This window comes from Micromonospora echinospora (assembly GCF_014203425.1).
Lineage (GTDB): Bacteria > Actinomycetota > Actinomycetes > Mycobacteriales > Micromonosporaceae > Micromonospora > Micromonospora echinospora_A.
Map to the genome: position 1 here is coordinate 1,214,498 of NZ_JACHJC010000001.1, position 13,029 is coordinate 1,227,526.

The following is a 13,029-nucleotide window of genomic DNA, read 5'->3' on the forward strand; positions in this document are numbered from 1 at the left end:
GTAACAAGTTTCTGTACCGATCGGTTGGTGCTTTGCGTCACTTCTGTACCGAGCGGTAGAGTGGGCGTATGGGCACTCCGACACCGGGACGACCGCGGGCCTTCGACGAGCAGACGGTCCTCGACCGGGCCGCCGAGGTCTTCTGGCGACACGGTTACGAAGGCGCGTCGCTCAGCTCCCTCACCAGCGCGATGGGCATCAACCGGCCGAGCCTGTACGCCACCTTCGGCAGCAAGGAGGAGCTGTTCCGGCGGGCCTTCGCCCGCTACCACGAGACCAACCTGGCCAACGCCCGCGCCGCACTCCAGCAACCCACCGCGTACGCGGCCGTGGAGAGCTTCCTGCGCGCTAGCGCCGACGGCCTGACCGCCGACGACCACCCCGCCGGCTGCCTCTCCATCCAGGGAGGGCTCTCCTGCTCCCCGGAGAACACCCGCATCTCCGAGATGCTGGCCGCCGGCCGGGCCGCCACCGAGACCGCTCTGGAAGAGCGGCTGTCCCGCGCGGCGAAGGAAGGGGACCTCCCGGAAGGCGTCGACAGCCGGGCACTCGCCCGGTTCGTGATGGCGCTCAGCGAGGGCCACGCCGTGCACGCCGCGGCCGGCGCGAGCCGCGAGGACCTCCAGGCCTCGGTCGACGTCGCGATGCGAGTGCTCGACCTCGCGCCCGGCCCGGCGACCTCCGCCTGATCTCAGGAGAACCGATGCGGGAGGACGAACTGCGGGACCTGGTTCGGCGCAGCCCATGGCTGATCCGGGCGCTGGGCGTCGTTCGGGACTGCGGCCTGCCGGACGCCTGGATCGGCGCGGGCGTCATCCGCGACCTCGTCTGGGGCGAGCGGTACGGCCACGGGTTCGACCCCTCGTCGGTGCGCGACGTCGACGTGGTCTTCCTCGACCCGGCGGACCTGAGCCGCGACAACGACGACCGGGCCACCCGGCGGCTGCTGGCGAGCTGGTCGGATCCGCGGTGGGAGGCGAAGAACCAGGCAGCCGTGCACACCTGGTATCCCGCCAAGTTCGGCGGTGGCCCGGTGAACCCGCTGCGCACCATCGCCGATGCGGTCGCCACCTGGCCCGAGTACGCCACCGCCGTGGCCGTACGCCTCGACACGGACGACCAGATCGCGGTGTGTGCGCCGCACGGCCTCGACGACCTGCTCGACGGCGTGTGGCGACGCAACCCGACAAGGGTCGACCCGGAGGTCTCCCGGCAACGACTGGCCCGTCACCGCCCCGCCGAACGCTGGCCCGGCGTCCGCGTCGTGACCTGAGCCGCCGCTCGATGGGGCCCGGCTCAGCGCGGTCCCAGCCCGGTGCGCCCGTCGATGAGTTCGCGCACGACATCCAGGTGGCCGGCGTGCCGGGCGGTCTCCTCGATGACGTGCAGAACAATCCGCCGCAAGTCGGTGGTCTGCGACGCCAGCGGCTCCTCCGGGTGCCGGCTGACTGGTTCCGCCGTCAACGGCGCCGCGGCGATGATCGCGTCGGAGACCTGGCACTGGTCGCGATAGAAGTCGAAGACCTGGGACGGCGATCGAGACGTGCGGAGCGGTGTGTTCTCGTCCGGCCAGGGCAGCGGCTCCACCGAACCGCGAAAGACCTCCTGGAACCAGTGGCGCTCCGCATGACCGAGGTGCTCCACCAGGCCGAGCGGCGACCATCCGGAGGGCAGGACGGACGTTCGCAGGGCGGTCGGGTCCAGATCAGCCAGGATGGCTCGGACGCTGGCTCGCTGGTATTCGAGGAACTCGCACAGCGCGGCCTTCTCTGCATCGATCTTCGTCACGCCGGCAGGCTAACGGCCGACGCCGACACTTTCGGGATCGTTGTGATCTTCGATGAGGAGCGCGGTGGGCTCAGCTGTCGGCGCGGCCCTCACGTGCCTGCTGGGGGCACGCCGCTGACCCTGACGACGGTCGACCAGAGAATCTAGGTCGGAACGACTAGACATCCTCGGCGGTGTGGAATACTCTTCTTCGAGTCGAGAGAGAAGATCCGTCAAGACGCAGACGGAGCCGCCCGGCCGTGAGGTCACGACGGACGGTGAGAAGCGGAATTCGTTCCGCCTGGAACGGCAGTAAGAGCACGTCAGTCCCAGCGTGTGATGCGCGATGGGGCACGCAGGTGGGGCCAAGGCTTGCTCAGGGCTCCAGCTGATGTTCGCCGCACGTGTCGGGGCCATGAAGTCGCGTGGGCTCCGGCGCCGACGGACCGTACGACCGCAAGGGTAAGAAGTAGCAGAGGAAAGGGAGGGCCGTACACCGTTGGATCGCCCGCCAGTAGCCGTTTTCCAGGCTCGGCGGACACCGCAGTTTCCATCGAACGAGAGGTGGTCTCCGGTCACGCATATGCGATCCTCGCACCCGAAGCCTTCGATGGCTGGTGCGGATACGACAAGCCGACTTTCCTGTCGGTAGATGGTGTTCTGACCCGTTAGCCCTGGGCCCCGGCGCTTGTGCGCCGGGGCCCTCGACATGGAGGTTGCATGGGGCGAGACCCCGATGACATGTTCGGCGACGAGAACACTCCGGCTTACACCATCGGTCAGGCCGCAGAGATGCTCGGCACCACGCAGGACTTCCTGCGCCGCCTGGACGAGGCGAAACTGATCAACCCGCACCGCTCTGCCGGCGGGCACCGCCGCTACTCCCGCTACCAGTTGCGTCTGGCCGCCCGGGCCCGCGAGATGGTGGATCAGGGCACCGCCCTGGAAGCCGCCTGCCGGATCATCATCCTGGAAGACCAGCTCGAGGAAGCCCTGCGGCAGAACGAGAAGCAGTAGCGTGGGCCACGGCGGCAGACTGGCCGGCCGCTCCCGGCTGAGGCTGTCGGGTGATGAGCCGCCCGCCAGAGCGAGAGCCCTCCGTCCCCGGCTCGGTCCTGGTAGCCCGTACTCCTGCTTGCGCGCCTCGTCGCATCCCGGCCATCGGCCGGGATGTTGCTGTTCGTGACCGGCGGTCCGAGGCGGCCGTCGGCCGCCGGTACCCGCGCGTGGCGGATCGGCGTTAAGGGCGTCGAGGGCGGTGAGGAGGTCGCGCATCTCGTCGAAAGGAGAGCGGCGCCACCCAGGGGGCGCATCCACGATCGCCAGGCGCGCCGGGTCGCCGAGCACGGCGTGGATCCGGGCGCGCCTCCGCAGGAAGCAAGCTCAGTGGCCCGACCCACTCACCGCCATCGCCTCGACGGCGGATCATGTGCTACGGTAGCCGTGTTGCAGTTTTGATTTCCGTAGACGTTTTCCGGCGCCTGATGGGGCATCTGAAACCCATCCAGGCGCTTTTCGTTTTTCGTGTCGTTTCGACGCGGGTGATCAACGCGGCGGCGTAAGGGTCCGCACCGTGCGGCCTCTAACAGCCTGCGAAGGAGCAGACATGACTACAGGCACCGTGAAGTGGTTCAACGCCGACAAGGGCTTCGGCTTCATCAGCCCGGACGACGGCGGCGCCGACGTCTTCGCCCACTTCTCCGCGATCTCGGCGAGCGGCTTCCGCAGCCTCGACGAGAACCAGAAGGTGGAGTTCGACATCACCCAGGGCCAGAAGGGCCCGCAGGCGGAGAACATCCGCCCGCTCTGATCCACACCCCGAACGGCGGCCCGACTGGTTCAGCGGGCCGCCGTTCGGCGTCTCATGCGCTCACCACGGCATCGCGAACATCGTCTGATCGGCAGAAGGCCGGCCACCTCGGTGTAGAGCCAGCTCAGCATTGCCCCCGTGCTTCCCTCCCTGGATCGATTCGGACCTCGGGCGCTAGCCTGCCAAGCATCGACCCTTGTCCCTCACGAGCCGAATACCGCACCGCCGCCGCCCTGACGGTCGAGGCACGTACGGCCGCGGTCCAGTTGGAGCACACCTTGGCCGGACTCGACGCCTTTCCTCCTGATGACTGTCAGACAGCCAGGACCCGGGGTGCACGGCGCTACATTCTGAAGGATTGATGACTATGACGACGACCTACTCCGGTCCTGCGAGGCTGATCCTGGTCGACGGCGCCTGCATCTCCGGCATGGCTTCCCTCAGTACCAACCAGCGCGGAGGACTCAACGGCTGGGGCGGCACGTTCCGTCCAGACGAGATCACGACAGACCTTCGCAACGCAGACCAGGGGCTGCAACTGGAGCTGCCCTACGATCGGGTGGGGACAGTCGCCGTCACCGGCATACGCAAGCTGCTCGCCACGCAGGTATTGATGTCGCTGGCAGGCCGCGGACCCGCACCATTCTGATCGTACGCCGCACGGCCGCCGCTACATCGCAGCTCGACGCGGTCGATCTGCTCTCCGACGCAGCGACGAGGGCAGGACCGTGTTGATCGGCGGCTCTGCCAGGAACCGTCAACTCTCCAGCCACTGACGGAGCGTCCCGGGTGCGTTGCAGCGCACAGTAGTTCCTTCCCAGGAGAGTGCGCGCACCTGGCTCTGTCGGCTCTGCCTGAAAAATGACCCGGTGGTTCCCGGCTGCCCCGACCGTCGCCAGCCCTGCGTGGTGTCACTCGCGGGTCAGGCCCGGTGGCAGTGCGTCTTCGTCGGGTCGAACCCGGCGGGCGATGGCCAGGGGATCTCGTTGGAGGGCGTGGATCAGCGGTTCCGGGCCGCCGACGCGGGTCCCGGTGTCGTCCCAGAGCGTGGAGCCCAGCCATGATCGGTCGGCGGGGAGAGCAGGTCGGGTGGCGCTCCGTGGGGTGGCGTATGTGACCTTCGGTGCGCCAGGTGAGGGCTTGCTCAGGCCCGGCCTCGACCAGCACGTACGGCCAGTTCCAGTGGAGCGACACCCTCGGGGCGTGGGGAGCACGACGTCGTGGGCGCCGGTGTCCAGGTAGGCCAGACACCACGGCTGGTCGGGGGTGTGCGTGATGTGGTCTTCGACCAGGGCGGTGCTCGTAGGTGGCGGCGGTGACGTCGTCGGCCTGGTACGTGGTCGCGGGCCCATTGCGCCGACCACTTCACCCTCCCCTAAAGATCAACTTGAGTCACGTGGAGACTCGAGGTGTGCTCCTGGAGAACGGCTGCTGCTGAAGATCGCGCCGGACGTGCTGGACTTCGCCCGCGCGTACCGGGTGTTTCCGCTGATGGCGACACCCGCGAGCACGACCCCCGGCAGGTGCTGCGCGAGTTTCTGGTCACGCTGCCCCTGCTGGTCGGGGCGCACGCCGCCTGTCTGGACGAGGCCCAGCGGTGAGGACCACCGCGTCCGGGATCTGGCGGACCTGAGAACCGACCGCCGAGCGCCGCTGGCTGCCGCGCCCGGCCCGCCGGTCTCCCGGCCGCAGGTCGCGCCCGGCTCAGGCGGCCTGCGGCACCATCCCGGCGTACGCGTCGCGGACCGAGGCCAGCCGCAGTGCCCGGTACCACTACCTGCTCGACCGCGACGATGCTCTCTTCAGGGCGCATCGGCGCGACCGTAGAACCCGCTCGGTCATCCTGTCGATCCGCCCATTTCTTCGAGCGGTGCAACTTTCCGGGTGGGCGGTTCCGTTCTACCTCCGTCACGAGGAGGCAGTGGACTTGATAGCCGAAGACGAGCAAGCATTCCGCGAGTTCGTGACGTCAGAAATGGCGTCACTGCGCAAGCTGGCGTACGTGACCTGCGGCGACTGGCACGCGGCGGAGGACGCCGTGGCCAACGCTCTGGTCAGGCTTTACCCCCGCTGGCGGAAGCTGGACCGGCCCGATCTCTACGTCAAGACCATGGTCTACCGGGCCGCGGTCGACGAGACCCGTCGGCCGTGGCGACGCGAGCGGTCGGCCGGTGACGCCATGCCGGACATCGCGCTGTGCGACCCCGCCGGTGCGACCGACGAGCGGATGCGCCTGCGGGCGGCGCTCGACGCGGTGCCACCCCGGCAGCGAGCCGCAGTCGTGCTCCGGCACTACCTGGATCTGAGCCTGGAGGACACCGCCAGCGTCCTGAACTGCACGGTGGGCACGGCCAAGAGTCAAGTCTCCCGTGGCCTGGCGAAGCTGCGCGAGTCGCTCGGCGGCGACCGTACCGATCTCATTGAACCATCGATAAAGGAGTGGACTCATGCGGTTGCATGATCTCGTTGACGCGGTAACGGGCGATGAGCCGCCGATGTCCCGCACCATCGACGACATCATCACGGCAGGGCGGCGGGCTGAGCGCCGCCGCCGGGCCGGATTCGCGTCAGCCGGCGCGGCGGGCCTCGTCGTGGCCGTGGTCGCCGGTGCGTTCGTGGTACCGACCCTGGGTGCCGAGCAGAGCTCCCCGGCCGCGCCGGTCGTGGCTGGCGCGGCGGCGTCCAAGCCGGCCGGGGCCGAGTGGCCCGACGCCGCGCCGTTCACCTTCACCTTCACCGGGTACGACGCCGGCACGCTGCATGTGCAGGACCCGATCGTCGCATCCACCGCGTACCAGATCGCCTCCGTCTACTCCGACGGCCACACCTCGAACGACAAGCCCCTGACCCGTCAGGAGGTGGAGGAGCAGGGCGCCGCGTTCTTGCGGAACAGGGAAAACGGGAAGCCGGCCCTCTGGGCATACCTGACCGTCTACCGGCCCGGTGCCTTCGACCCCGCCAGGATCAAGGACGGCACGAACGTCACCGTGGCCGGGCGCAGGGCCGTGCAGGCGACCCTGCCGGTCGGCCTTGCCCCGCAGCGCCCGGTGGATGGCGGCAACAAGCTCTTCGCCTGGGAGTACGCCGAGAATGCCTGGGCGGCTGTCACGTCGTACTCCGGCGACAAGGCCACGCCGAGCTTCGAGGAGCTGGGCGGCCTGGTCGAAGGCCTGAAGCCCAGCAGGCCGACGCCGGCCCTGGTGCCCTTCACGGTGGGCTACCTGCCGGACGGTTACGTGCCGTTGCAGATCGGCACCCACGCCACGGCGGGCCTCGGCGGCATCGCCGCCGCCCGCGCCGGCGACTACGGCGGCGCGACGTACACCAAGTCCGCCGCGCCCACCACTGGACTGGCCGCACCGTACGACGCGACCGAGGGCGGCATCAAAGACGGGTTCCACATCTCCGTCATCCCGAGTAGCAGCGCGGACCAGACGCCGAGGCCCGGTGTGACCAAGTGCTACGACGTACCCGACCGGCCCGGGTGGGACGGCCCGCTGCCCAACAGCTGGTGCCAGTTCTGGAGCGCCGACGGCACAGTCGTCCTCGAGGTCAGCGCCGCTGGGCGCGGTAACCAGCTGCCGCGGGCCGAGCTGGAGAAGATCGCCAAGGGGATCACGGTCGCCGACGTCGAGGACGAGTCGACCTGGACTCCGGCCGCGACCGCCCTGCGGCCGTGACGGCCAGCGCCGGCACCACGACGGTGCTGTTCCGCAGGACCGTTTCAGCGACTCCTGCCGCAAAGAATGAAGGTCGGGGATGAAACGGAGAGCAAAGGCCGGTCTGATTGCCACGGCAACAGCGGCTCTGTGCGTGGCGGTGGTGCCTCTCGCCGAGGCGAACACCACGCCGAGGTCCGACGTGGTGCCGGTCGGACTGGGGGAGTTCTACGCGCAGCGTCCTGCGTGGGGACCCTGCCCCCGCCCGCCGGTGCCCCCGAGGCGGTCACCGGTTGCTTCGGCGTCCGCGCTTCCCCGTGTCGAGAGCGTGTCCCCGGTGGTGGAATGCACGACTGTGCGGGTGCCGTTGGACTACCGGCGGCCGGGCGGTCCCCGGGAGACCGTCGAGCTCTCCCGGCGCCTGGCGAGCGATCAGCCGAACCGGCTCGGCGTACTGGTAGAGGTCCCCGGCGGGCCGGGCGGGCAGGGAATCTACGCGTCGGAGGATCCGGCGTACGACGCGCTGTCGGCGCGATACGACATCATCGGTTACAACCCGCGCGGCGTCGGGCAGTCGCAGCCTCTGCTGTGCGAGGGCACGAACGTGCAGTTGTCCGGCAAGACTCGCTTCACCGACGCGCAGATGCGGGCGTACACCGAGGAGTTCCGCAGGCGTGATCAGCAATGCGAACGCGCGGACGGTGCCCGGCGTCCCTACTTCACCACCGCCAACAACGCCAGAGATCTCGACATCGTCCGCGCGGTCCTGGGTGAGCGTCAGCTGAACCTGATGGGGAAGTCCTACGGCACGTACGTGACGGCTGTCTACGGCACGCTTTTTCCGAAGCGACTGAACCGCAACGTCCTGGACTCCGCGATCCACCCGCGATGGATATGGCGGGAGGCGTGGAAGCAACAGGCAATCGCCCAACGCAGGACCGCCGACGCCTGGATGACGTGGGTGGCTGAGCGCCACGGGACCTTCGGACTGGGAACCACCCGGTCGCAGGTGCGCGCCACGATCGAGCGGACCCGGGTGAAGTTGGAGGAACGCCCGATCGATCAGGGTAGTTACGTCTACGACGGCGACGCGTTTGACGGCCTCATCGGGGCCACCAACGAGGTGGAGTACTGGGACTTCTTCGCAGCGACGGCGAGCCGGCTGCGTCAGCAGGTCGAGACGCCCTCGGACGTGCCGGGTGACCTGGACCGGGCGTTGGCTCTTCAGCAGGAGATCCAGGCCGACCCGCCGCCGACCAGCAATGGCGTCTGGGAGGCAGTCAACTGTGAGGCCGAATGGCCCGCCGACCTCGAGGTGTACTACGCGGACATGCGCTACTTCTCCGAGCACTTTCCCTACGGCTGGGGTGCTTCGGCGGTTTCTCCACGTGAGTGCACCTTCGGCTCGGTGGAGCGTGTCGAGCCGCTGGTGAAGCTGCGCCGCAGCGGCTACCCGACAGGGCTGGTCGTGCAGGAGGAGTTCGACCCGCAAACGCCGTACGAGGGCGGTCGGGCGATGGCGGACCTGCTCGGGCACCGGCTCCTCAGCGTTCCCCGCGATGGCCACCACGTCGTCCACGGCACCAACGCCTGCGTCGACGCCGCCATCGACGACTACCTGCTGAACGGAAGGCTGCCGAAACGGGGAGCGGAGTGCGAGGGAACGCCGATCCCCGAGGTTCCGACGGATAGTTCGGCGCGGGTGGGCGAGGACGACCGCCCGTCCCTCGACGAGCAGACGAATCTCTTGTCCGGCCGGATCTCTCGTCCGCTTCAGGCTGGTGGTCGTGACCCCTCCTGATGTCGACGCATGAGGGCTTGACATCCGCGCCGTTCTGGCCGAACGCCTCCGCAGCCTGCAGATTCCTTGATACGTCGCGGCTTGCTAGGGGTGGATCTGTTCCACGGCGCGCAGACCCGCGGGCACGGCGACCTGGAGGTCGCCGTGCCCGCAGCGCACTTTGCGCCCGCGCCACGGTAGATGTAGCCGGAGTACCTGTGCTGGTTGATCACCTTGAGGTGGGTGTGGACCCGCTGTTCCCGCTGACCTGGTAACAGCTCGAGCAGCGGAACCTGCCGGTCCGGCCGAGCTTGGCCCACGGGCCGACCCTGGTACCCACCACGATGTTGCCGGGCTTGTTGACCCCGTGCATAACGCCGGCCCGGCCGAACCGGTGCCAACGCGGGTCACCGCGGCCGACCGCCGGTCGCAAACCGGGGTCCTTGTGCTCCGGGCGTGCTCCTGGGCTGGGAAAACGGGGTGCGGAGAAGGCGGGCGAACGCGGGCCACTCCCTGCCACCCCAGGTGAACCCCCAGGTCGCTAGACTAGGCGCTCGCGCCCCCGTAGCTCAGGGGATAGAGCATCGGTTTCCTAAGACGACGGTCTGCCGGTGTCCACAGGCCGACGACCTGCTTTCTCCTGCTGTCCCTCGTGGCGTGCCGGTCGCTTCGCGGGCTCGCTGCGATCGCTTGCCGAAGATCAGCTGGACGTTCTGGGCCCTGCGTGTGCAGGCTTACGCTGCCGGGAGTCGGGACCGAGTCACCCTTCCTCGCCGTCGAGCAGGTCGCGGCGCCACTCCGCGAATCGGCTACGGAGATCGTCCAGCGCTGGGCCGGTGATGCCGTACTGGGTGAAGTCGTCGGAGTCGAGCTGGGCGGCTTGTCCGAGGGCGTCGGCGAAGATGCGCGGGTCGAAGCCGCGGTCGGCGCGCTGCGCGAGGGTGAGGAGGGCTTCGCGGGTGTAGCGGCCTGACCGCAGGGTGGCGTCGATGTCGATGAAGTCCCGGGCGAACGCTCGTCCGTAGAGGGCGCTCATCTTGTTCGCTACCGCGTCGTCAGGGTGGAGGACGGGTCCGATCGCCATGAGGATTGGTTCGTTGGCGCGCCAGTCCACGCCGAGTTCGACCTTGGAGACCCGCACGCCGTCGGTGACGGCCAGCCGGGCGAAGGTGTCGTACTGCCGTTCGGTCTCGACGGTCAGGCCGTCGTCTCGGTAGGCGCGCACGACAGCGGTAACCGCGGCGGTGAACTCGTCGCGACGGTCCCAGGCGGTGAACAGGTCGACATCCTCGCTGGGCCGCTCGACGAGCCCGGCGGCCTGGACCGCGTAACCGCCGGCCAGCGCGAAGCCGTATCGATCGGCCGCGCCGAGCCCGGTACGGGCGAGGCGTTCGTGGAAGGGGTCCACCGCTATGCCGCGTTGCTGCGGGTTGCGGCGAGTTCGGGGAAGGCTTCCTCCCAGCGCTGGCGGAGCTGGGGTGGCAGCCAGAGGGTGGGCCAGAGCCGCCGGAGGAGGTCGGTGTCGAGCCAGGTGTTCAGGTCCTCGACGGTACTGGCCTCGGTGAGGACCACCTTGTACATGCTGGACAGGCGTGCGGGCCGGTTCAGGTCGTACTCGGCGTGCCCGGACCAGTCGAGATGACGTGGAAGCGTCACCGTGCCCCCGGTCGGGCCGTGCAGCGCGGCGAGTGCTTCTGCCACCACGTAGGGCTTCCGGTCACCGTAGGGCCGGTAGTCCGCCGGCGGCTGGGGTGCTGTCCGGCGCCGGCTGAGGTTTGTCGCCCGCCGAACTTCCGGTCGGAGCGCCTGACGGATCGTCTCCCGGCTGTACCCGGTGACCCGCTGCAGATCCACCGGCCGCCAGCCGGCCTCGTGAAACGCCCGCAGCTGCTCGTCCCGCTCGGTCAACGCAGCCGCCCGCATCGCCTCGTACCGGGAGACAACCGCCTGCAGCTCATCCTCGGAGAACCGGCCCATGCCCGCAGCCTACTACGCTAGGCCCAGCACGCTTGGTGTCTTTCCATGGAGGGCGATGCCCTCAGCGCGGACCGCCCGGCCCGACCAAGCCCGTTTCGTAGGCGACGATGACCAGTTGTGCCCGATCGCGTACCGCCAGCTTGGTCAACAGTCGTCCGACGTGTGTCTTGACGGTGGCCAGGCTGAGATGGAGCTGCTCAGCCAACTCCGCGTTGGACAGGCCGCGGGCGATCAGTGTGAGCACCTCCCGTTCTCGCTCGGTCACCTCCGCCAGCCGCCGTGGCAGCGGCCGGGCCGGCTCCGGCCGACGCGCGAACTCGTCGATCAGCCGGCGGGTCACCGTCGGCGAGAGCAGCCCTTCGCCGGCGGCCACCACCCGGATGCCGGTCAGCAGGTCCGCCGGTGGGGTGTCCTTGAGCAGGAACCCGCTGGCTCCGGCGCGCAGTGCGCCGTAGACGTACTCGTCCAGGTCGAATGTGGTCAGGATGACGATGCGGGTGCCGGCGGTGGCGGGGTCTCCGCAGATGCGTCGGGTCGCCTCGATGCCGTCCATTTCTGGCATCCGCACGTCCATCAGCACCACGTCCGGGCGGTGCTCGGCGGCCAGCGCCACGGCCTCCACGCCGGTGCCCGCCTCACCGACTGTGGTGAAGGTCGGGGTCGAATCGACCAACAGTCGGAAGCTGCCGCGCAGCAGCGCCTGGTCGTCGGCGATCAGCACCCGGATCACGCGGTCACCCGGTAGGGCAGGCTGGCGGTAACCGTGTAGCCGCCGCCGGAGCGCGGCCCGGCGCGGAACTCGCCCCCGTGCAACGTCACCCGTTCCCGCATGCCGATCAGCCCGTGCCCCTCCCCGCCGATCAGGACCGGACGGCGGCCGTCATCGGTCACCTCGATCCTGACCTCGCGATGCGTGACGGTCACCGTTGCCCTGCAGGTGGCCGGTGCCGCGTGCTTCACGACGTTGGTCACCGCCTCCTGCACGATCCGGTAGACCCCCAGACCCACCGACTCCGGCACCGCTGCGGCTGGTTCCTCCTGCCGTACGTCGAGCCGTACGTCGACACCGGCGATCGCCGCCTGTCGGGCCAGCGCGGGCAGTTCGTCCAGCCCTGGCGTCGGGGCGTACGGGGTGTCCTCGCGCAGCGCGCCGAGCACCCGACGCACGTCGGTCAGTGCGTTGCGGCCGGTCTCCTCGATCACCCGCAGGGCCGCCCCCGCCTCGCCGGGATCGGTCGCGGCGACGTGGTTGGCGACGGCCGCCTTCACGACGATGAGGCTCAGCGTGTGCGCGACGACATCGTGCAGCTCCCGGGCCACCCGTAACCGCTCCTCGGCGGCGGTCCGGCGGACCAGGTGCTCGCCCTCACGGGCGGCGACGGCACGCCGCTCGCGGACCAGCCAACCGATCAACCATGCGGGCGCGATCATGACGGTGGCGTAGACGACCCCGCCGGTTCGCGACCAGAGGTCGCTCTCGGTCAGCACCAGGGCGACGCTCACCAGAGCGAGACAACCGGCGGCACACAGCAGTGACCGACGCGTCTGCGTCGATACGGCCACCGTGTAGAAGGACAGGCCGATGGCGAGCCCGGGCGCGGCGGCGGCATAGTTGGGAATCACGCCGGTGATCAGGGCGACGGTGGCCACGGAGCTGATCACGACGGCGACGATGATCGGCCACCGTCTCCGGACGGCCAACGGTAGCCCGAGAGCGAACCCGACGAGCACCGACACCCAGAGCGGTTCGCGCACACCACCGTGCAGCGGCGATTCCAGCGCCGCGTACGGGCCGAGCAGCCCGCCGACCGCCACGGCGAGCACGGCGTCCACGATGGCCAGTTCCACCGGCCGCAGCCGCCGGGTCAGCAGGAGGGCGGTCACCTGTCGAAGCGTATCGGCGGGCTGGTTCGGCCGCGTCCACCTGCGGGTGGTCATCCTCGGGTAGGACGTCCAGGCTCGTCCCGGACCCGGGCTCCGCCCGGGGGAGGGTCAGAAAGTGCCCGCGCCGGCACGACGCGCGGTACCTGCCGGAG

13 protein-coding genes and 1 pseudogene are annotated in these 13,029 nt (G+C 69.4%); 9 read left to right on the forward strand and 5 right to left on the reverse strand.

The window, feature by feature from the left end:
- Positions 1 to 68 precede the first annotated feature (68 nt).
- Positions 69 to 689 carry a TetR/AcrR family transcriptional regulator gene (locus tag FHU28_RS05905; RefSeq protein ID WP_184681649.1) on the forward strand — a complete coding sequence of 207 codons (621 nt, stop codon included), beginning with the start codon at positions 69 to 71 and terminating at the stop codon, positions 687 to 689.
- A 14-nt stretch (positions 690 to 703) separates the two neighbouring features.
- Positions 704 to 1,273: a nucleotidyltransferase family protein gene (locus tag FHU28_RS05910; protein ID WP_184681651.1), complete on the forward strand. Its 570-nt coding sequence runs from the start codon at positions 704 to 706 to the stop codon at positions 1,271 to 1,273.
- Positions 1,274 to 1,296: 23 nt separating this feature from the next.
- Here FHU28_RS05910 and FHU28_RS05915 read toward each other — a convergent pair whose 3' ends face one another.
- Positions 1,297 to 1,788: a DinB family protein gene (locus tag FHU28_RS05915; RefSeq protein ID WP_221453123.1), complete on the reverse strand. Its 492-nt coding sequence runs from the start codon at positions 1,786 to 1,788 to the stop codon at positions 1,297 to 1,299.
- Between the two features lie 699 nt (positions 1,789 to 2,487).
- Between FHU28_RS05915 and FHU28_RS05920 the strand changes: the two genes are divergently transcribed.
- From FHU28_RS05920 to FHU28_RS05945, 7 genes and pseudogenes are all read left to right on the forward strand, one after another.
- Positions 2,488 to 2,784: a helix-turn-helix domain-containing protein gene (locus FHU28_RS05920; RefSeq protein ID WP_184681653.1), complete on the forward strand. Its 297-nt coding sequence runs from the start codon at positions 2,488 to 2,490 to the stop codon at positions 2,782 to 2,784.
- A gap of 589 nt (positions 2,785 to 3,373) precedes the next feature.
- Positions 3,374 to 3,577 carry a transcription antiterminator/RNA stability regulator CspE gene (gene cspE, locus FHU28_RS05925; RefSeq protein ID WP_013283833.1) on the forward strand — a complete coding sequence of 68 codons (204 nt, stop codon included), beginning with the start codon at positions 3,374 to 3,376 and terminating at the stop codon, positions 3,575 to 3,577.
- 367 nt (positions 3,578 to 3,944) lie between these two features.
- Positions 3,945 to 4,226 carry a hypothetical protein gene (locus tag FHU28_RS05930; protein WP_260412850.1) on the forward strand — a complete coding sequence of 94 codons (282 nt, stop codon included), beginning with the start codon at positions 3,945 to 3,947 and terminating at the stop codon, positions 4,224 to 4,226.
- 757 nt (positions 4,227 to 4,983) lie between these two features.
- Positions 4,984 to 5,178: pseudogene (locus tag FHU28_RS33220) on the forward strand (hypothetical protein); the annotation flags it as partial.
- A gap of 320 nt (positions 5,179 to 5,498) precedes the next feature.
- Positions 5,499 to 6,038 (forward strand): SigE family RNA polymerase sigma factor, encoded by a 540-nt coding sequence (locus FHU28_RS05935; RefSeq protein ID WP_311773526.1) that lies wholly within the window; start codon positions 5,499 to 5,501, stop codon positions 6,036 to 6,038.
- A gap of 34 nt (positions 6,039 to 6,072) precedes the next feature.
- Entirely contained in the window at positions 6,073 to 7,257 is a 1,185-nt protein-coding gene (locus FHU28_RS05940) for a hypothetical protein (RefSeq protein ID WP_260412851.1), read from the forward strand.
- 340 nt (positions 7,258 to 7,597) lie between these two features.
- Complete coding sequence (locus tag FHU28_RS05945; protein ID WP_184681659.1) at positions 7,598 to 9,037, forward strand: alpha/beta hydrolase; 1,440 nt, start codon at positions 7,598 to 7,600, stop codon at positions 9,035 to 9,037.
- Positions 9,038 to 9,776: 739 nt separating this feature from the next.
- Here FHU28_RS05945 and FHU28_RS05950 read toward each other — a convergent pair.
- The 4 genes from FHU28_RS05950 to FHU28_RS05965 form a co-directional block, all read right to left on the reverse strand.
- Entirely contained in the window at positions 9,777 to 10,424 is a 648-nt protein-coding gene (locus FHU28_RS05950) for a nucleotidyl transferase AbiEii/AbiGii toxin family protein (protein WP_184681660.1), read from the reverse strand.
- 2 nt (positions 10,425 to 10,426) lie between these two features.
- On the reverse strand, positions 10,427 to 10,993 hold the full coding sequence (locus tag FHU28_RS05955; RefSeq protein ID WP_184681661.1) for a hypothetical protein: 567 nt from the start codon (positions 10,991 to 10,993) through the stop codon (positions 10,427 to 10,429).
- Between the two features lie 61 nt (positions 10,994 to 11,054).
- Entirely contained in the window at positions 11,055 to 11,723 is a 669-nt protein-coding gene (locus tag FHU28_RS05960) for a response regulator (RefSeq protein WP_184681662.1), read from the reverse strand.
- Complete coding sequence (locus FHU28_RS05965; protein WP_311773527.1) at positions 11,720 to 12,877, reverse strand: sensor histidine kinase; 1,158 nt, start codon at positions 12,875 to 12,877, stop codon at positions 11,720 to 11,722. The genes FHU28_RS05960 and FHU28_RS05965 overlap by 4 nt, the downstream gene beginning before the upstream one ends.
- Positions 12,878 to 13,029: the final 152 nt, after the last annotated feature.

What these genes read in the sequence shown, in the direction of transcription:
- FHU28_RS05905 (WP_184681649.1), top strand. Translation starts at nt 69, where the DNA reads ATGGGCACTCCGACACCGGGACGACCGCGGGCCTTCGACGAGCAGACG.
- FHU28_RS05930 (WP_260412850.1), top strand. Translation starts at nt 3,945, where the DNA reads ATGACGACGACCTACTCCGGTCCTGCGAGGCTGATCCTGGTCGACGGC.
- FHU28_RS05940 (WP_260412851.1), top strand. Translation starts at nt 6,073, where the DNA reads ATGTCCCGCACCATCGACGACATCATCACGGCAGGGCGGCGGGCTGAG.
- FHU28_RS05955 (WP_184681661.1), bottom strand. Translation starts at nt 10,993, where the DNA reads ATGGGCCGGTTCTCCGAGGATGAGCTGCAGGCGGTTGTCTCCCGGTAC.
- cspE (WP_013283833.1), top strand. Translation starts at nt 3,374, where the DNA reads ATGACTACAGGCACCGTGAAGTGGTTCAACGCCGACAAGGGCTTCGGC.
- FHU28_RS05910 (WP_184681651.1), top strand. Translation starts at nt 704, where the DNA reads ATGCGGGAGGACGAACTGCGGGACCTGGTTCGGCGCAGCCCATGGCTG.
- FHU28_RS05920 (WP_184681653.1), top strand. Translation starts at nt 2,488, where the DNA reads ATGGGGCGAGACCCCGATGACATGTTCGGCGACGAGAACACTCCGGCT.